At 69.0% G+C, this 18,794-nt stretch carries 19 protein-coding genes; 12 read left to right on the forward strand and 7 right to left on the reverse strand.

Annotation, left to right across the window (positions count from 1 at the left end; all coding sequences use genetic code 11):
* Positions 1–3 precede the first annotated feature (3 nt).
* Positions 4–1,710 carry an IlvD/Edd family dehydratase gene (locus tag ABNX08_RS28140; protein ID WP_349607051.1) on the reverse strand — a complete coding sequence of 569 codons (1,707 nt, stop codon included), beginning with the start codon at positions 1,708–1,710 and terminating at the stop codon, positions 4–6.
* Between the two features lie 352 nt (positions 1,711–2,062).
* On the opposite strand from ABNX08_RS28140, the gene ABNX08_RS28145 reads away from it, so the two are divergent.
* The 3 genes from ABNX08_RS28145 (at position 2,063) to ABNX08_RS28155 (ending at position 4,733) form a co-directional block, all read left to right on the forward strand.
* Positions 2,063–3,094 carry a tripartite tricarboxylate transporter substrate binding protein gene (locus ABNX08_RS28145; RefSeq protein WP_022538987.1) on the forward strand — a complete coding sequence of 344 codons (1,032 nt, stop codon included), beginning with the start codon at positions 2,063–2,065 and terminating at the stop codon, positions 3,092–3,094.
* Positions 3,095–3,495: 401 nt separating this feature from the next.
* Positions 3,496–4,410 carry an NAD(P)-dependent oxidoreductase gene (locus ABNX08_RS28150; protein ID WP_349607050.1) on the forward strand — a complete coding sequence of 305 codons (915 nt, stop codon included), beginning with the start codon at positions 3,496–3,498 and terminating at the stop codon, positions 4,408–4,410.
* Between the two features lie 146 nt (positions 4,411–4,556).
* Positions 4,557–4,733: a glycine zipper 2TM domain-containing protein gene (locus ABNX08_RS28155; protein WP_010810161.1), complete on the forward strand. Its 177-nt coding sequence runs from the start codon at positions 4,557–4,559 to the stop codon at positions 4,731–4,733.
* A gap of 77 nt (positions 4,734–4,810) precedes the next feature.
* Here ABNX08_RS28155 and ABNX08_RS28160 read toward each other — a convergent pair whose 3' ends face one another.
* The 6 genes from ABNX08_RS28160 to ABNX08_RS28185 form a co-directional block, all read right to left on the reverse strand.
* Positions 4,811–5,479: a GNA1162 family protein gene (locus ABNX08_RS28160; protein ID WP_022538989.1), complete on the reverse strand. Its 669-nt coding sequence runs from the start codon at positions 5,477–5,479 to the stop codon at positions 4,811–4,813.
* A gap of 9 nt (positions 5,480–5,488) precedes the next feature.
* Entirely contained in the window at positions 5,489–5,929 is a 441-nt protein-coding gene (locus tag ABNX08_RS28165) for a DUF4810 domain-containing protein (protein WP_022538990.1), read from the reverse strand.
* A complete protein-coding gene (locus ABNX08_RS28170) occupies positions 5,926–6,243 on the reverse strand; it encodes a hypothetical protein (protein WP_022538991.1) in 318 nt (105 codons plus the stop codon). The genes ABNX08_RS28165 and ABNX08_RS28170 overlap by 4 nt, the downstream gene beginning before the upstream one ends.
* Before the next feature lie 11 nt (positions 6,244–6,254).
* Positions 6,255–7,208, reverse strand: a complete 954-nt coding sequence (locus ABNX08_RS28175; protein WP_374063691.1) for a CsgG/HfaB family protein — start codon at positions 7,206–7,208, stop codon at positions 6,255–6,257.
* A 198-nt stretch (positions 7,209–7,406) separates the two neighbouring features.
* The gene (locus ABNX08_RS28180) at positions 7,407–8,261 is read right to left on the reverse strand and encodes a glycosyltransferase family 2 protein (protein ID WP_022538993.1); all 855 of its coding nucleotides are present in this window, start codon (positions 8,259–8,261) and stop codon (positions 7,407–7,409) included.
* A gap of 45 nt (positions 8,262–8,306) precedes the next feature.
* The gene (locus ABNX08_RS28185) at positions 8,307–8,567 is read right to left on the reverse strand and encodes a phosphopantetheine-binding protein (RefSeq protein WP_022538994.1); all 261 of its coding nucleotides are present in this window, start codon (positions 8,565–8,567) and stop codon (positions 8,307–8,309) included.
* Positions 8,568–8,828: 261 nt separating this feature from the next.
* Between ABNX08_RS28185 and ABNX08_RS28190 the strand changes: the two genes are divergently transcribed.
* From ABNX08_RS28190 to ABNX08_RS28230, 9 genes are all read left to right on the forward strand, one after another.
* Complete coding sequence (locus ABNX08_RS28190) at positions 8,829–9,602, forward strand: membrane protein (RefSeq protein WP_022538995.1); 774 nt, start codon at positions 8,829–8,831, stop codon at positions 9,600–9,602.
* Positions 9,603–9,638: 36 nt separating this feature from the next.
* Entirely contained in the window at positions 9,639–11,342 is a 1,704-nt protein-coding gene (locus ABNX08_RS28195; protein ID WP_022538996.1) for an AMP-binding protein, read from the forward strand.
* Positions 11,336–12,310 carry an acyl-CoA synthetase gene (locus ABNX08_RS28200; protein ID WP_022538997.1) on the forward strand — a complete coding sequence of 325 codons (975 nt, stop codon included), beginning with the start codon at positions 11,336–11,338 and terminating at the stop codon, positions 12,308–12,310. Before ABNX08_RS28195 ends, ABNX08_RS28200 begins: the two co-directional genes overlap by 7 nt.
* 13 nt (positions 12,311–12,323) lie before the next feature.
* Positions 12,324–12,953: a LolA-related protein gene (locus ABNX08_RS28205; RefSeq protein ID WP_022538998.1), complete on the forward strand. Its 630-nt coding sequence runs from the start codon at positions 12,324–12,326 to the stop codon at positions 12,951–12,953.
* 29 nt (positions 12,954–12,982) lie between these two features.
* Positions 12,983–15,397 carry an MMPL family transporter gene (locus ABNX08_RS28210; RefSeq protein WP_022538999.1) on the forward strand — a complete coding sequence of 805 codons (2,415 nt, stop codon included), beginning with the start codon at positions 12,983–12,985 and terminating at the stop codon, positions 15,395–15,397.
* Positions 15,394–16,242: a polysaccharide deacetylase family protein gene (locus ABNX08_RS28215; RefSeq protein WP_022539000.1), complete on the forward strand. Its 849-nt coding sequence runs from the start codon at positions 15,394–15,396 to the stop codon at positions 16,240–16,242. Before ABNX08_RS28210 ends, ABNX08_RS28215 begins: the two co-directional genes overlap by 4 nt.
* A 64-nt stretch (positions 16,243–16,306) precedes the next feature.
* Entirely contained in the window at positions 16,307–17,509 is a 1,203-nt protein-coding gene (locus tag ABNX08_RS28220; RefSeq protein ID WP_022539001.1) for a beta-ketoacyl-[acyl-carrier-protein] synthase family protein, read from the forward strand.
* A 9-nt stretch (positions 17,510–17,518) separates the two neighbouring features.
* Positions 17,519–18,325: a beta-ketoacyl synthase chain length factor gene (locus ABNX08_RS28225; protein WP_022539002.1), complete on the forward strand. Its 807-nt coding sequence runs from the start codon at positions 17,519–17,521 to the stop codon at positions 18,323–18,325.
* Positions 18,312–18,794: a hydroxymyristoyl-ACP dehydratase gene (locus ABNX08_RS28230; protein ID WP_374063692.1), complete on the forward strand. Its 483-nt coding sequence runs from the start codon at positions 18,312–18,314 to the stop codon at positions 18,792–18,794. The genes ABNX08_RS28225 and ABNX08_RS28230 overlap by 14 nt, the downstream gene beginning before the upstream one ends.

The following is an 18,794-nucleotide window of genomic DNA, read 5'->3' on the forward strand; positions in this document are numbered from 1 at the left end:
GGCTCAGCGCTTGTGCGGCACGGTTTCCACCGTCTGCGTGGCGCGCAGGAAATCGAAGTCGACACCCTGGTCGGCCTGCGTCACGGTCTCGAGGAAGAGCTTGCGATAGCCGCGTTCCGCGCGCGGGCGCTCCACCGGCTGCGCCGCCGCGCGGCTGGCCAGTTCGGCATCGTCCACCAGCAGCGTCAGGTCGCGCTCGCGCACCGACAGCCGGATGCGGTCACCGCTCTGCACCAGCGCCAGCGGCCCGCCGATGGCGGCTTCCGGCGTCACGTGCAGCACGATGGTGCCGGCCGCGGTGCCACTCATGCGCCCGTCCGAGATGCGCACCATGTCCTTGACGCCGGCGCGCGCCAGCTTGCGCGGGATCGGCATATAGCCGGCCTCCGGCATGCCGGGCGCGCCGGTCGGCCCGATGCGCTTGAGCACCAGGATGTCGTCGGCGTTGACGTCGAGCGCTTCGTCGTCGATGCGCTGCGCCATGTCCTCGGCGTTCTCGAACACGACCGCGCGGCCCTCATGCTCCATCAGCACCGGGTCGGCCGCCGACTGCTTGATGATGGCGCCGCCCGGCGCCAAGTTGCCGCGCAGCACCGCGAGACCGCCGGCCGGGTAGATCGGGTCGGCCGCGCGGCGGATCACGTCCTGCGCGAACGGCGGCGGCGCCGCGTCCAGTTCTTCGCCGAGCGTGCGGCCCGAGACCGTCAGCGTATCCAGGTGCAGCAGCGGGCGCAGTTCGCGCAGCAGCGCGGTCATGCCGCCGGCCTTGTGGAAGTCTTCCATGTAGTGCTGGCCGGAAGGCTTCAGGTCCACCAGCACCGGCGTCTCGCGGCTCATGCGGTCGAGCCCGGCCAGGTCGATGTCGATGCCCAGGCGTCCCGCAATCGCGGTCAGGTGGACGATGCCATTGGTCGAGCCGCCGATCGCCAGCAGCACGCGCAGCGCGTTCTCGAAGGCCTTGCCGGTCAGGATGCGGTCAGGCGTCAGCCGCGCCTTGGCCATCGCCACCGCGGTGGTGCCGGTGCGCTCCGCCACGCGGATACGGTCGGCCGTCACCGCCGGCGCCGACGCGCCACCCGCCACCATCATCCCCAGCGCCTCGGTCACGCAGGCCATCGTGCTGGCCGTGCCCATCACCGAGCAGGTGCCCACACTGGCCACCAGCTGGTTGTTGACGTCTGCAATCTCGACCGCGTCGATTTCATCGGCGCGGTAGCGGCCCCAGTAGCGGCGGCAGTCCGTGCACGCGCCCACGCGCTCGCCGCGGTGCGCGCCGGTCAGCATCGACCCGGTCACCAGCTGGATCGCCGGCACGCCGGCCGAGGCCGCGCCCATCAACTGCGCCGGAACGGTCTTGTCGCAGCCGCCGATCAGCACCACCGCGTCCATCGGCTGGGCACGGATCATCTCTTCCGTATCCATCGACATCAGGTTGCGCAGGTACATGCTGGTCGGCGCGGAGAAGCTCTCGTGCACCGAGATGGTCGGGAAGTCCACCGGCAGGCCGCCGGCCAGCATCACCCCGCGGCGCACCGCCTCGATCAGTTGCGGCGCGTTGCCGTGGCAGGGGTTGTAGCTGCTGCCGGTATTGACGATGCCGATCACCGGGCGCGCCAGCGCGTCGTCGGTGTAGCCCGCGCCTTTGATAAAGGCCTTGCGCAGGAACAGGGAGAAGCCGGTGTCGCCGTAGTTGGTCAGGCCCTTGGCCAAGCCTTGCGGGCTGCCGGCCGCGGCGCCTTCGTCCTGGGCCTTGGGGTCGGTGGCGGTAGCCGGGCTGGCCTTGCTGTGGTCGGTGAGGGACACGAGGGTTATCTCCAATAGGATTATTGATAATCGATGACAGAAGCTTAGCTGCCAAAGCACGAACGGCGCAAGCATGGAAGCGCGCAGGGAAAATTAATCTGAATTTCAGATCAGTCGATAGAAAAATACGTCTTCATCAATCAAGAGCCGCCCCCTACACTTGGGCCCGATGACGAAGCCGGGGCGTCATCGGCCGGGCGGGCGCTCATCCGTCGGGCACTCCTCCAATTTCAAAGACTTCCCGGCACAGGAGACCCCCATGCCTGGCATTTCCCTGTCCGGCCGCGGCATTCTTGCGCCGCGCCGCACCCCTCGCCGCTCCGTCCTGGTTGCCTCGCTCGCGTTTGCCGGCATGCTGCTCGCACCCGCATTCGGCAGCGCCGCGGAAACCTGGCCCGGCAAGCCGATCCGGCTGGTCGTGCCCTACCCGCCGGGCGGCGCCACCGACGTGATCGGCCGCACGCTGGCGCAGCGCCTCTCCATCACGCTGGGCCAGCAGGTGGTGGTCGACAACCGCGCCGGCGCCGCTGGCAATATCGGCGCCGAACTGGTCGCCAAGTCGCCCGCCGACGGGTACACGCTGCTGATGGGCGCGCTCACCAGCCATGCCATCAACGCCGCGCTGTACAAGAGCCGCGTTCCCTATGACCTGGAAAAGAGCTTCGCACCGGTATCCATCGTGGGCACGGTGCCGCTGGTGTTCGTGGTCAATCCGTCGGTGAGCGCCAACAACCTGCCGCAGCTGGTGTCGCTGGCCAAGTCGAAGCCGGGCGCGATCACCTTTGCATCGGCAGGCAACGGCTCGCCGCAGCACCTCGCCGGTGAAATGTTCAAGCGCATGGCCGGCGTGGAAATGCTGCACGTGCCCTACAAGGGCAGCGGCCCCGCCATGACCGACCTGATCGGCGGCCAGGTGCTGAGCATGGTCGAGACCGTTCCCGCCGCGCAGGCCTACGTCAAGAGTGGCAAGCTCCGCGCGCTGGCCGTGACTTCATCCGAACGCGTGAGCGCCCTGCCCGAAGTGCCGACCGCCAATGAGGCGGGCCTGAAGGACTTTGAGGTGAGTTCGATGTTCGGCATCGTCGCGCCTGCCGGCACGCCCGCGCCGGTGATCGACCGGCTGAGCAGCGACCTGAAGAAGATCCTTGCCGAGCCGGAGGTCCAGGCCACGCTGCTGAAGCAGGGGGCGATCGCCACGTGGACCACGCCTGCGCAGACGGGGGCGCGGATCAAGGCGGAGGTGGGCAAGTGGAATGCGGTGATCAGGGAGGCGGGGGTGAAGCCGGAGTGAGCGGCGGAGCCTCGGTATTGCTCCCGACAAAGAACAACAGGTCGCTGGGAGCGACCTGTGTCGGGAGGCAAGCCAGGAGAGGAAGACCCTCAACGCGCCGCATGCTGGTCAGCGCATCCTGACCCGAAGGCGTAGGTGATGGACGGGGTTAACGGCTGTCAATGGGCTGTCAATGCCGCTTCCGTTTGTCATGAGTATTTCGGCAAATACCTATCTCATGCGTATTTCTGGTTTGGCGATGTGATAGGTATTTGTGCCCGATAGCCGCCCTGTCATGCCCTGACTGGCGCATCGCTGTATCTGTCCCCCGCCCCACCGCACCCGTATACTCTGTGTCCGGGACGCGTCCCACCCGCGCCCACCCGCGCAAGCGCCCCGGCGCAAACGGGACCGCCTCACCGATCTCACAACGAACAAACAAGCAACGGAGCAGCAGCATGCGTGTCGCATTTCTCGGACTCGGCGTCATGGGTTTCCACATGGCCGGCCACCTCGCCGCCAAGGGACACGAGGTCACGGTCTACAACCGCACCGCCGCCAAGGCACAGGCCTGGGTCGAGAAGTTCGGCGGCAAGGCGGCCGCCACGCCGGCGCTGGCCGTGCGCGATGCACAGGTGGTGTGCTCCTGCGTGGGCAACGACGACGACCTGCGTTCCGTGCTGACCGGGCATGACGGTGCCTTCTTCAGCGCGCCGAGCGGCTGCATCTTCGTCGACCACACTACCGCGAGCGCCAACGTCGCGCGCGAGCTCTACGCCGCCGCGGGCGAGCGCGGCCTGCACTTTATCGACGGCCCGGTTTCCGGCGGCGAAGTCGGCGCGGAAAAAGGCATCCTGACCATCATGTGCGGCGGCGACGCCGAGGTCTATGCGCGCGCCGAGCCGGTCATCGCCGCCTACGCGCGCGCGGTCACGCGCATCGGGGAATCGGGCGCCGGGCAACTGGCCAAGATGGTCAACCAGATCAGCATCGCCGGCCTGATCCAGGGCTTGTCCGAGGCCATTGCCTTCGGCGAGCGCGCCGGCCTCGACATGAAGCTGGTGCTGGACGTCATCAGCAAGGGCGCGGCCGGTTCGTGGCAGCTGGAAAACCGCGGGCCGACGATGATCGACAACAAGTTCGACTTCGGCTTCGCGGTGGACTGGATGCGCAAGGACCTCGGCCTGTGCCTGGACGAGGCGCGCCGCAACGGCGCCGGCCTGCCGGTGACGGCACTGGTGGACCAGTTCTACGCAGACCTGCAGCAGATGGGCTGCGGCCGCGCCGACACTTCGTCGCTGATCAAGCGCCTGCGCCAGCACACGAAGACCTCCTGACGTCGCCGCGGCGTCACCTGCCGTCGTCCGATTCCTACAGCGCAATCGGCGTGTCTCGGAAAGGCCGCTGCCGGGCGCGGGCCTAAGCTGGAGACATGGGGCCCGTCCAGTGGGGCCGGCCCGGCAACGATGCAGGAGAGACCATCATGTGGAAACTCGCAGGTGCGCTACTGGTAAGCGCAAGCATGGCGCTGGCTGGCTGTACCGCGGCCGGTGCAGTGGCGGGCGGTGTGGCCGGACATGAGCTGACCGACGGCAGCGCCGCGGGCACGATCGGCGGCGCCGTGGTTGGCGGCGTGATCGGCCACGAACTGGGCAAGTAAGCTGATGCCCGGCCCAGGCGGGCCAGGAATGCAGAAAGGCCGCATCGCGCGGCCTTTCTGCATGGTGGCGTCGGCTCTCAGAACTCGGCCGAGTCAGCCTTGAACTTCGGGTCGTACGGGCCAGCGGGCAGGCCAACGCCTGCCAAGCCGACTGCCGAGGCATTGGCTTGCTGTGCCAGCGGCACGTAGTTAGGCTTTGCCTTTTCCACGGCTGCAGCGATTGCCGAAGCGATCAGGCCTGCGAGACCGCCGCCCGCATTGTTGTTGGGCGTGTAGGCCAGTTGCTGATGCCGAGTCCACAAGGTCTTGCCGTCTTTCGCACTCTTGAGCGTGTAGTCGAGCTCTACCGTCGTCGTGGTCTGCAAGACCAGGTACTTGGAATCCCATCGGTCGATACGGACATACATCACTGCATCCGCGCCGAACATTTTCCCAATCACGGCAGGGTCATTGCTGTGCACCAGGTCGGCGTCGGACAGGCCCTCGTCTTCCATCAGGCGCTTGGTCAGGTGCACCGGGAAAACGTAGTAGCCGCGCTCTGCGATGGGTCGCGAGATAGTCGACAGGAAGTAGTCAGGCGCATCGACATCGACACTGCGGTTCACTACCGGCACCACCAGGATCGAACGCGGCTGTTCGGAACGGAAGGCAGTGTAGTCGGAACGCTTGGCCATGGGCGCGCAGGCAGCAAGGCTGCCTGCCAGTGCCAGCAGGCCGAGCGTGCGGAACGATTGGATAAGGCGCATGGATTCCCCTTATTGCTTGGTAGTCTGACCTGGGGCCTGTGCAGGAGCGACAGCCTGAACGCTGGTCTGAGTGTTTTCCACCACCTTGCCTTTACCCTTGTCGGCAGCCGGTGCGCTGGCGATCTGGATCATGCGCGTCATCAGTGCGGCAGATTCCGGCCACGTGGCCTTTTCCTTGCCGAACCAGACCACGGCGTCCTTCGCCTTGCCTTGCTCGAGCAGCACGTTACCGTACTCGGCATAGAGCCCTGGCGGCACCTTGGCGCCACTGCTTTCGGCGCCCGAGATTGTCTTGCCGAGCTGTTCCGCGAATGCCTCGGAAGCGGCTGGCGTCTTGTAGTAGGTGTAGAGCGCCGGCTCGTACGAGCCCCAGGCGTACTTCTGCTGCGGCGCGCAGGCGCTCAGCAGCGCGGCGGTCGCCAGCACGCTGGTGATGTGGATCATTTTCATTGTTGTTGCTCCGCGGAAACTTCGATGCTGACGGACTCGCCGCCCGAGGCAAAGATGCTGCGCGTCAGCAGTGCGCGCCCACCTTGCCGGACCTCGACCTCGTGCGGGCCCTCTTCGATCTTGAGCACCGACTGCACGCCATCGAAGGCGGACGCCTGGCCCACCTGGATGCCATCTACCATCAGCACGGACTGTGGCGGTGCGCCGACGACACGCAGGGTCGGACGGCCCTGCCCGCTCTGTACGGTCGTATTCGGCAATGCACAGCCGTACATGGCCAGCGCCGCAACCGCGGCGCACAGAAGCTGTTTCATCTTGCGGTTCCCTATTGCGCGACGAAGAGGTTGGCAGTGCCCTTGGGCAGCGTGCCGGACACGAGTTCCGTCACGGATCCCTCATTGGTTTCGCTGTCGCCGAACGACGACTGCACCCGCACCTTGGCCACGGGGCGCGCCGGCAGCGCAATCTGGAATCCGCTCTGCGCGCTCTTGACCTGTTCGCCTTCGGCATAGACGTACAGCATGTCGCCGGCACGGATGCCCTGGCGGCTGCCGCCGGAGATGTACACCGTGCGGCCTTCGGCCTTGAGGATGTCGGTCTTCCACTGGCGCTCTTCGAGCTTGCTCATCAGGCGGCCCAGCACATCCGAGATGGCGGCGGCAACGGCCTTGTCGTTGAGCGTGCCGTCGTAGTCGGCCTTGCTGCCGAATCCCGCCACCTCACCGGACTCAGTGGAAGCCTCGCCAGCACCGCTGGCGGAGAAAAAAGCATGGCCGGTCTTCACATCGACCAGGCGGATTTCCACCTTGGCGTGGGCGGTCTGCACCTTGGTCGAACTGAGGAAGCCCGCCTTGCCCGTGGTGGCGCGACCGAATTCCGTCACGGAACCGATGATCAGCGTATCCACACCCACCAGCTGGCTGTCCTTGGTCAGGCTCTGCTCAGCCTGGACCTTGCCCAGATCGGGCCGTTCGAACACTAGGAATCGTTTGGAGGCCACCAGCCGGCTGGACAGGATGTCGCTGGCCTGCTTGCCGAGCGGATCCAGATTCTGGTCCGTGAAGAACGTGCGGCCATAGCGCGTTTCATTGGAGAAGCGACCGATGGCGATCTTGCGTTTGAGCTGGTGCACCGGCGGCAGCGATACGGCCTCCTGTGCGGCGAGCTGCTGCTGGCGCGGCGTGGGCGCCTCCACGACCTTGGGCGGCGTGGTGACGGTGGCACAAGCGCCCAACCCCAGGCACATGCCTGCAGCCAACAACCTGCTGAAACCCATCATTCCCCCGATTACAAATAGTTACAAATGCGAGTCGGGCGATTGTATGGAACCTCACCACCCTGCGCAATAGGCTATGTAGGGGATTTCGACACGTCCCATCAGTTCTTGAGCGGCAAATGCAGCCTTGTTGCGGCAGGTCAAAGTCCGGCGGCGGTACGGACTGGCCGGTGCGAAAGAGCCAGAAAGAGCCAGGAAGCGTCAGGCCACGTCGTCGGACGACGTGTTGCCCGCGGAACGCTGCAACCGTCGCCACACCAGCACCGGCAGCCGCAGCACGAAGCCCGCCACCAGCCGCAGATGCATCCCCGTCAGCAACAGGTTGTCGCGCAGGTAGCGGAAGTGCGAGACCCCACCCTCGCCCCGGGCGAAGTACCGCACCGGGGCATCGAGGTTGATCGGCCAAACGCCGCGCCAGCACAGCCGCACCGCGACCTCCGGATCGAAGTCGAAACGCCGCATCCACCGGCTCTCCTTCATCACCGCGCGCAGCGGCGCGATCGGGTAGACGCGAAAGCCGAACAGCGAATCGCCGATGCCGGCCCACAGCGTTTCCAGGTCGGACCAGAAATTGGACATGCGCCGCCAGTAGACCCGCTCGCGCGGCGCGCTGGCGTCGAAGACGGGCCGGCCCAGCACCATCGCGCCGGGCTGGCGCTGCGACAGCGCCATGAACTCGGGGATCAGGTGCGCGGGATGCTGGCCGTCGGAATCCATCACCAGCACGTGCGTAAAGCCCTCGGCGGCGGCGGCCTCGATGCCCTGCAGCACGGCGGCGCCCTTGCCCTGGTTGCTGGGCAGCACCAGCACGCGCAGCCCTGAATCGGTGGCGGCCTGCGCCTGCAGCCAGCGGTCGCTGCCGTCGGTGCTGCCGTCGACCACGACCCAGACCGGCGACCAGGCCTCGCGCGCGGCGCGCAGCGTGTCGTGCAGGCGCTGGCCCGGGTTGTAGCTGGGGATCAGGACAAAGTGCGTGGCCGACGGCGCGGAGCCGCCGATGGGATGGGGCGTGCCGCCGGCCACCAGCGCCGGGCGGGGCGTGGCTTGCTGCGGCATGGTCGTGTGCTGGGAGGGCTGGCCGGGTGGCGGGGAAGCGCCGCGCTAGCGCGCGCGGTTGGCTGCCAGGTAGGCGGCCAGGCTGCCCAGCGAGGCAAAGATGGTCTTGTTGTCGGGATTGTCCGAACGCAACTCGACGCCGTACTTGCGCGAAACCAGCAGCGCGATCTCGAGGATATCGATGGAATCCAGCCCGAAGCCCTCGCCATAGAGCGGCGTGTCGGCCTTGACGTCCTCCAGCCGCAGCTCGGCAATGTCGAGTTCGTCGATGATCAGGCGGGCAAGTTCGGTTTCGAGTTCGGTCATGTTGCAAAGGGGCAGCAGGAAGGCCGCTGCGGCACGCGGTCCGGGCAATGGTCGACCTGGATCGCTGGGCAGGGCAACCGATGCTATCAAAGGGCCCAATTCCGAGCCAGTTGAGAGAAGTTTAGTAACAACAAAGGCGGGGCTTTGGGGAATCATCGCGCCGTCGGCCGGGTCTTTTGAGGTATAAAGCGTTCGCTTCGCGCGCCGTTGCGCCGCCGCAGCAATGCCGCCCGCACCGCACGCACTATACAGAGGGCGCCCATGAAGCGCCTTACGCAACACACGATAACCCTGCAGATGCCTTCGAGCCAGCCCTTAGACCTCCCCACCCCGCCCGCCGCGCCGGGCTTCCCAGCCCGTCCGGATGTCCTGGCTTCGCCATTGCAGCGCCACGGATGGATCGCCGCGGTGCTGGGTTTCGTCGTCTATGAATCGGCCCTGCATCGCGCCGCCCACCAGCCGGGTGCCGAGGTCGCCGCTCTGTTCCTCGGCGCGGCGCCGTTCCTGGCAATCGGCTTCGTCGCGCTGCGGCGCGCCGGATGGCGCGCGCCGGCATGGCTGGCCTTGCTGGCGGCATGCGCCGCTTTGTGGATCTGGCGCGCGCCGCTGGCCGGGCATTTCGGCTGGACCTATTTCCTGCAACATGCCGGCGTGAACGCGGCGCTGGGCGTGATGTTCGGGCAGAGCCTGCGCGCGGGCAGCACGCCGCTGTGCATGCAGATCGCCACGGCGCTGCACGGACCGCTGTCGCCCTCGCACGCGCAGTACACACTGCGCGTGACCCAGGCCTGGACGCTGTTCTTCGCGGCGATGGTGGGCGTGTCCACGCTGCTGTTCGTGCTGGCGCCGGTGGCGACCTGGTCCAGCTTCGCCAACCTGGGCACGCCGCTGCTGATTGCCGCGATGTTCGCGGGCGAAGCCGCGTGCCGCCGCATCGCCTTCCCCGGCATGCGCCATACCGGCCTGCTTGACGCCGTGCACGGCTACCGCGCGGTCATGGCTGCCCGGGCGGGCCGGTCCGGGTCGTCGCGCTGACGCGCCCGCCGCCCTCAGCACAGGCTCTTCTGGCCCATGACCAAGTTCCCGATCGTCGCGCATGCCTCGCCCGAAGGCGTTATCGCCTGGGCGCACGGGCGGCCCGTTACCGTGCGGCAGTTCCTGGCCGACGTAAACCGCGTGGCCGCCGCGATGCCCGTGGGCGGCCATGTGTTCAACGCCTGCACGGACCGCTACCGTTTCACCGTCGGCTTGTGCGCCGCGCTGCTGGCCCGCAAGGCTACGCTGCTGCCGCCGTCGCAGACGACGGAGATGGTGCGCCAGCTGGCCGCCTTCGCGCCGGATGCGTTCTGCCTGCATGACCAGCCTGTCGCGGATTTCGCGATGCCGGCGGTCCGTTATCCGGAAGTTTCGGACGCGGCCGCAGCCGGGGTCGTGGACATCCCCGAGATTCCCGCGGCGCAGGTGATGGCCTACGTATTCACCTCCGGCTCGACCGGTACGCCGGTGCCGCACCGCAAGACCTGGGGCGCGATGGCCCGCAGCGCGCGCGCCGCGGCACAGCGGCTGGGGCTGCTGGACGGGCGCGCGTGGACGCTGGTTGGCACGGTGCCGCCGCAGCATATGTTCGGGCTGGAAGCCACCGTCATGCTGGCGCTGCAGGGCGGCGCCGCGCTGGCCGCAGCCACCGCGTTCTACCCGGCCGATGTGCGCGACACGCTGGCGTCGGTGCCGGGGCCGCGCGCGCTGGTCAGCTCGCCGGTGCACCTGCGCACGCTGGTGCAAGCCGGCATGGCCATGCCTCCCACCGACCTGGTGCTGTGCGCCACCGCCCCGCTCGGCCGCCAGCTCGCCGCCGAAACCGAAACGCTGTTCAGCGCGCCGCTGTGCGAAATCTACGGCAGCACCGAGACCGGCCAGCTCGCCACCCGGCGCACCGCGCAGACCGACACCTGGACGCTGGTCCCGGGCGTAAGCCTGCATCAGCGTCCCAGCGCCAGCGGCGACGACACCGAGACCTGGGCCGAAGGCGGCCATATCGAGCAGCCGGTGCCGCTGGGCGATGCCATCGCGCCGCTGGATGCAAGCCACTTCCTGCTGCACGGCCGCAAGGCCGACGTGCTCAACATCGCCGGCAAGCGCACCTCGCTGGCCTACCTGAACCACCAGCTCAATGCGATCGAAGGCGTGCAGGACGGCGCGTTCTTCATGCCCGACGACGCCCACGAGGGCGACCTCCGCGGCCACGTGGTGCGCCTGGCCGCGGTCGTAGTCGCGCCTGGCCTGACACCGGCGCAGGTGCTGCGGGGGCTGCGCATGGGCATCGACCCGGCCTTCCTGCCGCGGCCGCTGCTGTTCGCAGAGAGCCTGCCGCGCAACGACGCCGGCAAGCTGCCGCGCGCCGCGCTGGCGGCGCTGATCGCGCAACTGGCCGCGGCGCACCACGGCGATACCATCGAGCCGCCCGCCTTTGTCATCGGCGCAGACCATCCGGCCATTGCCGGCCACTTCCCCGGCAACCCGATCGTGCCCGGCGTGGTGCTGCTGGACCACGCTGTGCTCGGGCTCGGCGCGGCGCTGGGCCGGTGGCTTGTGCCCACGCAGGTCGGCACCGTCAAGTTCCTGAGTCCGGTGCGGCCCGGCGAGCGCGTTGAGGTCTTGCACCAGCAAGGCGGCGACAGCCTGCGTTTCACGCTGCGCAGCGCGGGACGCGATGTCGCCAGCGGCACGCTGCAGGTGCGCGACGCCACGCCGCCAGCGGAGGCCGCACCATGCTGACCTGGCCCTGGAAGCGGCAGCAGTCCCTGGAAACCGACTGGTCCCGCCAGCAGGAGCGCAGCAATATCCCGCTGCTGCGCATCATGACGACGATTTCGCTGGCACTGGGGCGCCCCGTCGGGCGCGTGCTGCTGCGGCTGATCGCGGCGTATTTCACGCTGTTTTCGCCGGCGGCGCGCCATGCCTCGCGCGCCTACATGGACCGCGCGCTCGGGCGCGAGGCGAACTGGATCGACGGCTACCGGCATGTGTTCACCTTCGCCTCGACCATCCTCGATCGCATCTACTTGCTTAACGGACGCTTCGACCTGTTCGATATCCGCCTGCATGGCGAGGCGCAGCTCGAAGCCGCCATGGCGCAAGGGCGCGGCGCGATCCTGCTGGGCGCGCACCTGGGCAGCTTCGAGGTGGTGCGCGCGCTCGGGCGGCAGCACCCGGACATGGAAGTGGCGATCACCATGTACGAGGAGAACGCGCACAAGCTCAACGACGTGCTGCAGTCGATCAATCCCGCGATGCGCCAGGACGTGATCGCGCTGGGCCGCTTCGACACCATGCTCAAGGTGCGCGACTACCTGGACCGCGGCTACATGATCGGCATGCTGGCCGACCGCACACTGTCGCAGCGCTCCACCGACCCGGTGCAGCAGTGCAGCTTCCTCGGCACGCCCACGGGCTTCCCGACCGGGCCGCTGCGCATGGCCGCCATGCTGCGCCGGCCGGTGTTCTTTATCACCGGCCTGTACCGCGGCGGCAACCGCTACGATGTCCATTTCGTACCGCTGGCGGACTTCACCCAGACCAGGCGCGGCCAGCGCGAGGCCGCGGTGCAATCGGCACTGGATGGCTACGTGCGCTTGCTGGAGCAGTTCTGCCGCAGCGCGCCATACAACTGGTTCAACTTCTACGACTTCTGGCACGCCGGGCCGCCGCTCTCCGAGCAGCCGCCGCGGGGCAACGAACCCTGAGATCTCCTCCCGCATGTTCCTGTCCAAGCGCCCTCTCCGTTCCCTGCTGCCAATGCTGCTGGCAAGCGCCGTGCTGGCCTTTGCGATCCCTTGCGGCGCCGCCGCGCGTGAAGGCGCCGCGGCCTTCGGCGTCGACCAGCTGATGGCGACGCTGGCGCAGCGCAAGTCCGGCCGCGTGCTGTTCACAGAGACCAAGTACCTGGCGATTGTCGGCAAGCCGGTGCAGTCGTCGGGCGAGCTGCTGTTCACGGCGCCCGATCACCTGGAAAAGCGCACGCTGTCACCCAAGCAAGAGAACCTGGTGCTCGACGGCGACATGCTGACGGTCGAGCGCGACGGCAAGCGCCACACCCTGCCGCTGCAGAACTACCCCGAGGTGGCTGCCTTTATCGAAAGCATCCGCGGCACGCTGGCAGGCAACCGCGATACGCTGGAGCGCTACTACAAGCTCGGACTCGAAGGCCGCGCCAGCCGCTGGACGCTGACGCTGACGCCGGCGGACTCGCGCATGGCCGGGGTCATCAGCCAGGTGCGCATCGAGGGCAGCCAGGATGCGCTCAACCGCGTCGAGATCCGGCAGGCCGACGGCGACCGCTCCGTGATGCAGATCCGACCCGCCGGCAAGCCCGCGGGCCGTCCATGAGCACCACGCCACCGGGACAACCACCCGGGATGCCACGCCGCGTCACGCTGCCGGGCGCACGCCTGGCGCTGGCGCTGTGGATCCTCGCCCTGCTCGCCTGCGCGGCGATCATCAGCCGCACCACCTTCACCGCCGACCTGTCGGCCTTTCTGCCGCGGCTGCCCAGTGCCGAGCAGCAGTTGCTGGTGAACCAGCTGCGCGACGGGCTTGTGTCGCGCCTGGTGCTGGTCGGCATCGAGGGCGGCGACGCCGATGGCCGCGCCGCGATCTCGCGCGCGATGGCGGCCAAATTGCGCGGCGACCCGCGTTTCTCCTCGATCCAGAACGGCGAGCCGGTCAACCAGGCGGCTGACCGCCAGTACGTCTACGCAAACCGCTACCTGCTGAGCCCCGCGGTCACGCCGGAGCGATTCAGCGAGCGCGGCCTGACGGCGGCGCTGAACGAGTCGTTCGAGCTGCTGGCATCGTCAGCGGGCCTCTTTACCAAGTCGCTGCTGCCGCGCGATCCCACCGGCGAAGTCGCGGCGATGATGGCGCAGCTCGACGCCGGCCAGCGCGTGCCCATGCACGCCGGCGCGTGGGCCTCGCGCGACGGCGGGCGTGCCGTGCTGCTGGCGCAGACCGCTGCAACCGGCTCCGATACCGATGGCCAGGCGCAAGCCATCGGCGCCATTCGCCAGACCTTCGAGCAGACGGCGGCGCCCGGCGCCTACAAGCTGGTGATGACCGGTCCGGGCGTGTTCTCGGTGCAGGCGCGCGACACCATCCGCCATGATGTCGAGCGGCTGTCGACGATCGGGCTGGCCATCATCGTCACGCTGCTGCTGGTGGTGTACCGCTCGGTGCCGCTGCTGGTGCTGGGACTGGTGCCCGTGCTCAGCGGCGCGCTGGCGGGCATCGCCGCGGTCAGCCTGGGCTTTGGCGGCACCGTGCATGGCCTGACGCTCGGCTTCGGCACCACGCTGATCGGCGAGGCGGTGGACTATTCGATCTACCTGTTCGTGCAGTCGGCGCAGTATGTGCGCGGTGGCCAACGCGACGAACGCGCGTGGCTGGGCGGCTTCTGGCCCACGGTGCGCCTGGGCGTGCTGACCTCGATCTGCGGCTTCGCCTCGCTGCTGCTGTCGGGCTTTCCGGGGCTGGCGCAGCTGGGGCTGTATTCGATCGCCGGGCTGGCGACGGCGGCGCTGGTGACGCGCTTCGTGCTGCCGCAGCTGATGCCCGCCACGCTGCACCTGCGCGACGTGACGCCGCTGGGCCGCCGTCTGGCCTGGCTGGCAACGCGCGCGCACCGGCTGCGCTGGCTGGTCATCGTGCTGGTGCTGGCGGCATGCGCGGTACTGGTGGCGCATCGCGGCACGCTGTGGGGCCGCGAGCTGCAGGCACTGAGCCCGGTATCTGCGAGCGACCAGGCACTCGACGCCTCGCTGCGGGCCGACCTGGGCGCGCCCGACGTGCGCTACCTGGTGGTGCTGTCCGGCCCCGACCAGGAGTCCGTGCTGCAGGGCGCCGAGCGCGTGGCGCATGAGCTGGACCCGCTGGTGGCGCAGAACTTCATCGGCGGTTACGAGAACCCGGCACGCTACCTGCCCAGCGCAGCGACCCAGCGCGCCCGCCAGGCCAGCCTGCCGCAGCCGGAGGCGATGGCGCAGCGCCTGCAGGCGGCCATCGCCGCGCACCCGGTGCGCGCGTCGCTGTTCGCACCGTTCCTGGAAGACGTTGAAAAGACGCGCACCGCCCCGCTGCTGCGGCGCGAGGACCTGCGCGGCACGTCGATGGCGCTGGCGGTCGACGCACTGCTGTCGCAGCGCGACGGGCGCTGGAGCGCAACGCTGCCGTTGCGCGCGCCGACCCACGCGCAGGGCAGCGCCGGCGATGGCGTCGACAGCGCCGCGGTGCGCGCCGCGATCGCGCGGGCCGGCGCGCCCGACACACTGTTCGTCGACCTAAAGGGCGAATCCGACCGGCTCTACACCGGCTATATGCGCGAGGCGCTGCTGCTGTCGCTGGCCGGCCTGCTGGCGATCATCGCGCTGCTGGTCCTGGCGCTGCGCTCCGTGCGGCGTGTGGTGGCCACCGTGCTGCCGCTGGCGGCAGCGGCCCTGGTGGTGCTGGGCGGCCTGGCCGCGCTGGGCCAGCCACTGACGCTGCTGCACCTGGTGGGCTTGCTGCTGCTGGTCGCCGTGGGTTCCAATTACGCGCTATTCTTCAACGGCCCCACGGCGGGCAGCCAGGTGGCGGCGACCTCACCGCATACGCTGGTATCGCTGCTGCTGGCCAACCTGACCACGGTTGCCGCCTTCGGGCTGCTGGCGCTGTCCAGCCTGCCGCTGCTCAAGGCCTTCGGCCTAACGGTCGGGCCAGGTGCGGTGCTGGCGCTGTGGTTTGCGGCGATCCTGGCGCGCCCCGCGGCGCCGGATGCAGCCGGGAGTTCAAGCAAATGAAGCCGTTATCCGCCCCCGGCGTCGACCTGCGCGACGCCGTCCACAGCCGCCCCTGGCGGCCCAGCCCGCTGCTGTGCGGCACCGCCGCCGTCCACGCCGCCGCGGCCGGCGCCATGCTGGCGTATCCGCCGGGCATGGGCGTGGCGCTGGCGGGCGTTGCCGCCACGCATGCGGCGATGTGCTTCGCCGGCCTGTGGCCGCGCAGCAACTGGCTGGGCCCCAACCTGCTGCGGCTGCCGGCGTCGGCGCAGGACTGCGTGGGGCTGACCTTCGACGACGGCCCCAATCCGGAACTGACGCCGCGCGTGCTCGACATGCTCGACCAGCACGGCGCGCGCGCGACTTTCTTCTGCATTGGCGAGCGCGCCGCGGCGCATCCGGCGCTGGTGCGCGAGATCATCCGGCGCGGCCATGCCGTGGAAAACCACAGCATGTACCACCGGCTGCACTTCTCCGTCTTCGGCCCGGGGCGCATGCTGCGCGATATCGGCGCCGCGCAGCAGGTGCTGTCCGATATCACGGGACAGGCGCCGCGCTTCTTCCGCGCACCTGCGGGGCTGCGCAACCCCTTCCTGGAGCCCGTGCTGTGCCGGCTTGGGCTTCAGCTTGCCGCCTGGACGCGGCGCGGCTTCGATACCCGCTCGGACTACGACGCGGCCAGCGTGGCAAAGCGCCTCACCCGCAACCTGGCCGGGCGCGACATCCTGCTGCTGCACGACGGCGATCCCGGCATCGATGCGGCCGGCAACGCGCATTGCATCACGGTGCTGCCGGGCCTGCTTGCCGCCATCGACCAGGCGGGCCTGCGCTGCGTCACGCTGCGCTCCGTGGTGCCGCCAGCCTGATCGGCCGGCGCCTTGTTACAATTAGCCCAGCCCTTCCGAGATTCCCATCCCTTCCCCCAAAGCCGTGTCCCCGCTCCTGTTCTCGCACTTCACGGCCACCAGCTGCATCGGCACCGGCGTTGACGCCACCCTGTCGGCGCTGCGCGCGCAGCGCGGCGGCCTGGCGCCCTGCCGCTTTGGCGACGTCAGGCTCGATACCTATGTCGGCGAAGTGCCGGGCCTGGATGCCGTGGCGTTGCCGCCCGCCCTGTCGCCGTTCGACTCCCGCAACAACCGCCTGGCGCAGCTGGCGCTCGAACAGGACGGCTTTGCCGCGCGTGTGCGCGAAGCCGTGGCGCGCTACGGCGCCGACCGGATCGGCGTCTTTCTCGGCACCAGCACGGCCGGCGTGCTGCAGACCGAGCTGGCCTACCGCCAGCGCGATCCCGCCACCGGCGCGCTGCCGCCGGGCTTCAACTATGGCGGCACCCACAACCCGTATTCCCTGCCCGCCTTCCTGCGCCAGCTGCTCGGCATTGCCGGCCCGGCCGCGGCGGTGTCCTCCGCGTGTTCGTCCGGCGCCAAGGTGTTCAGCTCGGCGCGGCGCATGCTGGAAGCGGGCCTGATCGACGCGGCCGTGGTCGGCGGGGTCGATTCGCTGTGCTACACGACGCTGTACGGCTTCAATTCGCTGGAGCTGCTGTCCGACCAGCCGTGCCGTCCGTACGACGTGGCGCGTAACGGTATTTCGATCGGCGAAGGCGCGGCCTTCGGGCTGCTCGAACGCGCTGACGGCGTGCTCGAAGGCGATGCCATCCTGCTCGCGGGCATCGGCGAATCGAGCGATGCGCACCATATGTCGACCCCGCACCCGCAAGGGCTTGGCGCGCAGCTGGCGATGGAACAGGCGCTGGCGAGCGCGGGCATCGCGCCGTCACAGGTGGACTACGTCAACCTGCATGGCACCGCCACGCGCAGCAACGACGCGGCCGAAGCGCTGGCCATGGCCGCGGTGCTGCCCGGCACGCCGTGCAGCTCCACCAAGGGCGCAACCGGCCATGCGCTGGGCGCGGCGGGTGCGCTCGAAGCGGTCATCTGCTCGCTGGCGCTGCGCCACGAGCTGCTGCCCGGCGGCATCAACACCACGCAGCCGGACCCTGCGCTGGACGTGAACTACGTGCTCCTGAACCGCGACACGCCGCTGCGCTACGCGATGAGCAATGCGTTCGGTTTCGGCGGATCCAACTGCAGCCTGCTGTTCGCCCGCGCGAACACGGCCTCTCACTGAGCCAGCGCCATGCCGCAGCACGTGTATATCGAAAGCATCGGCTTGCTCGGTCCCGGCCTGACCGGCTGGACGCAGGCCGCTGAAGTCCTTGCCGGCCGCGCGCCGTACGCGCACGCGCCCACTGAACTGCCGCCTCCCGCCGGCTTGCCGGCCGCAGAGCGCCGCCGCACCGGCCCGACCGTGCGCCTGGCGCTTGGCGCAGGCCAGGAGGCGGTGGCCGCCAGCGGCCGCGACGCCGCGCAGCTGCCGACGATCTTTGCCTCGTCCAGCAGCGACGGCTTCAACTTCCATGCGATCTGCGAAGCGCTGGCCGAGCCCGCCCCGCTGATGTCGCCCACGCGCTTCCACAACTCTGTGCACAACGCCACCGCCGGCTACTGGTCGATCGCGGCGGGCGCGATGCGCACCTCCAACGTGCTGTGCGCGATGGACGGCAGTTTCGGCGCAGGCCTGCTGGAATGCGTGCTGCAGGTGGCCGCCGACGCGGAGCCCTGCCTGCTGATTGCCTACGACACCGGCTACCCGGAGCCGCTGCACAGCCACCGGCCGATCCCGGATCCGTTCGGTGTGGCCCTGGTGGTCACGCCGCACGCGACGGCGCGCTCGCTCGCGCGCATCGGCGTGGCACTGACGCAGGCGCCCGCTGCCGGGATGCCGGATGCGGCGCTGGAAGCGCTGCGCATGTCCGCGCCCGCGGCACGCGTGCTGCCGTTGCTGGCGGCGATCGCCCGCGGCGCGACCACCACCGTGGTGCTCGACTACCTCGACACCGTGCGCATCGAAGCCGACGTGGCCCCCGGCAATGCGGATACCTGATGTGGTGAGGGACCGCGACTGGATCGCGGCGCGCATTCCGCACCAGGGCACGATGTGCCTGCTCGATGGCGTGTTGGACTGGGATGCGGACTCGGTGCGCTGCGTGTCGGCCACGCACACGCGCGTAGACAACCCGCTGCGGGCGCAGGGCCGGCTGGCGGCGGTATGCGGGATCGAATATGCGGCACAGGCGATGGCCGTGCACGGCGCGCTGCTGGCGGAAGCCGCTGCGGAACGAGCGCCGCAGCGCCCGCGCTCAGGCTACCTGGCCAGCGTACGAAAGCTGGTGCTGCAGGTGGAGCGGCTCGACGATATCGATGCGCCCCTGGAGGTTGCAGCGCAACGCGAGAGCGGCGAAGGCAACAGTGTGCTGTACGCCTTCACCGTCAGCGCCGCGGGCCGGCTGCTGCTGTCAGGCCGGGCGGCCGTGATCCTCGATGCCGCCCTGCATGACAGCCACGCCGGCTGA

The sequence above is a fragment of the Cupriavidus sp. DF5525 genome, from assembly GCF_040149425.2.
Classification (GTDB): Bacteria; Pseudomonadota; Gammaproteobacteria; order Burkholderiales; family Burkholderiaceae; genus Cupriavidus; species Cupriavidus pickettii_A.

Bases quoted from the DNA above. Each gene is read 5' to 3' on its own strand.
- ABNX08_RS28145 (WP_022538987.1), top strand. From the start codon at position 2,063: ATGCCTGGCATTTCCCTGTCCGGCCGCGGCATTCTTGCGCCGCGCCGC.
- ABNX08_RS28170 (WP_022538991.1), bottom strand. From the start codon at position 6,243: ATGAAACAGCTTCTGTGCGCCGCGGTTGCGGCGCTGGCCATGTACGGC.
- ABNX08_RS28185 (WP_022538994.1), bottom strand. From the start codon at position 8,567: ATGACCGAACTCGAAACCGAACTTGCCCGCCTGATCATCGACGAACTC.
- ABNX08_RS28160 (WP_022538989.1), bottom strand. From the start codon at position 5,479: ATGCGCCTTATCCAATCGTTCCGCACGCTCGGCCTGCTGGCACTGGCA.
- ABNX08_RS28230 (WP_374063692.1), top strand. From the start codon at position 18,312: ATGCGGATACCTGATGTGGTGAGGGACCGCGACTGGATCGCGGCGCGC.
- ABNX08_RS28210 (WP_022538999.1), top strand. From the start codon at position 12,983: ATGCCACGCCGCGTCACGCTGCCGGGCGCACGCCTGGCGCTGGCGCTG.
- ABNX08_RS28205 (WP_022538998.1), top strand. From the start codon at position 12,324: ATGTTCCTGTCCAAGCGCCCTCTCCGTTCCCTGCTGCCAATGCTGCTG.
- ABNX08_RS28200 (WP_022538997.1), top strand. From the start codon at position 11,336: ATGCTGACCTGGCCCTGGAAGCGGCAGCAGTCCCTGGAAACCGACTGG.
- ABNX08_RS28180 (WP_022538993.1), bottom strand. From the start codon at position 8,261: ATGCCGCAGCAAGCCACGCCCCGCCCGGCGCTGGTGGCCGGCGGCACG.
- ABNX08_RS28215 (WP_022539000.1), top strand. From the start codon at position 15,394: ATGAAGCCGTTATCCGCCCCCGGCGTCGACCTGCGCGACGCCGTCCAC.
- ABNX08_RS28175 (WP_374063691.1), bottom strand. From the start codon at position 7,208: ATGATGGGTTTCAGCAGGTTGTTGGCTGCAGGCATGTGCCTGGGGTTG.
- ABNX08_RS28225 (WP_022539002.1), top strand. From the start codon at position 17,519: ATGCCGCAGCACGTGTATATCGAAAGCATCGGCTTGCTCGGTCCCGGC.
- ABNX08_RS28155 (WP_010810161.1), top strand. From the start codon at position 4,557: ATGTGGAAACTCGCAGGTGCGCTACTGGTAAGCGCAAGCATGGCGCTG.
- ABNX08_RS28165 (WP_022538990.1), bottom strand. From the start codon at position 5,929: ATGAAAATGATCCACATCACCAGCGTGCTGGCGACCGCCGCGCTGCTG.
- ABNX08_RS28190 (WP_022538995.1), top strand. From the start codon at position 8,829: ATGAAGCGCCTTACGCAACACACGATAACCCTGCAGATGCCTTCGAGC.
- ABNX08_RS28195 (WP_022538996.1), top strand. From the start codon at position 9,639: ATGACCAAGTTCCCGATCGTCGCGCATGCCTCGCCCGAAGGCGTTATC.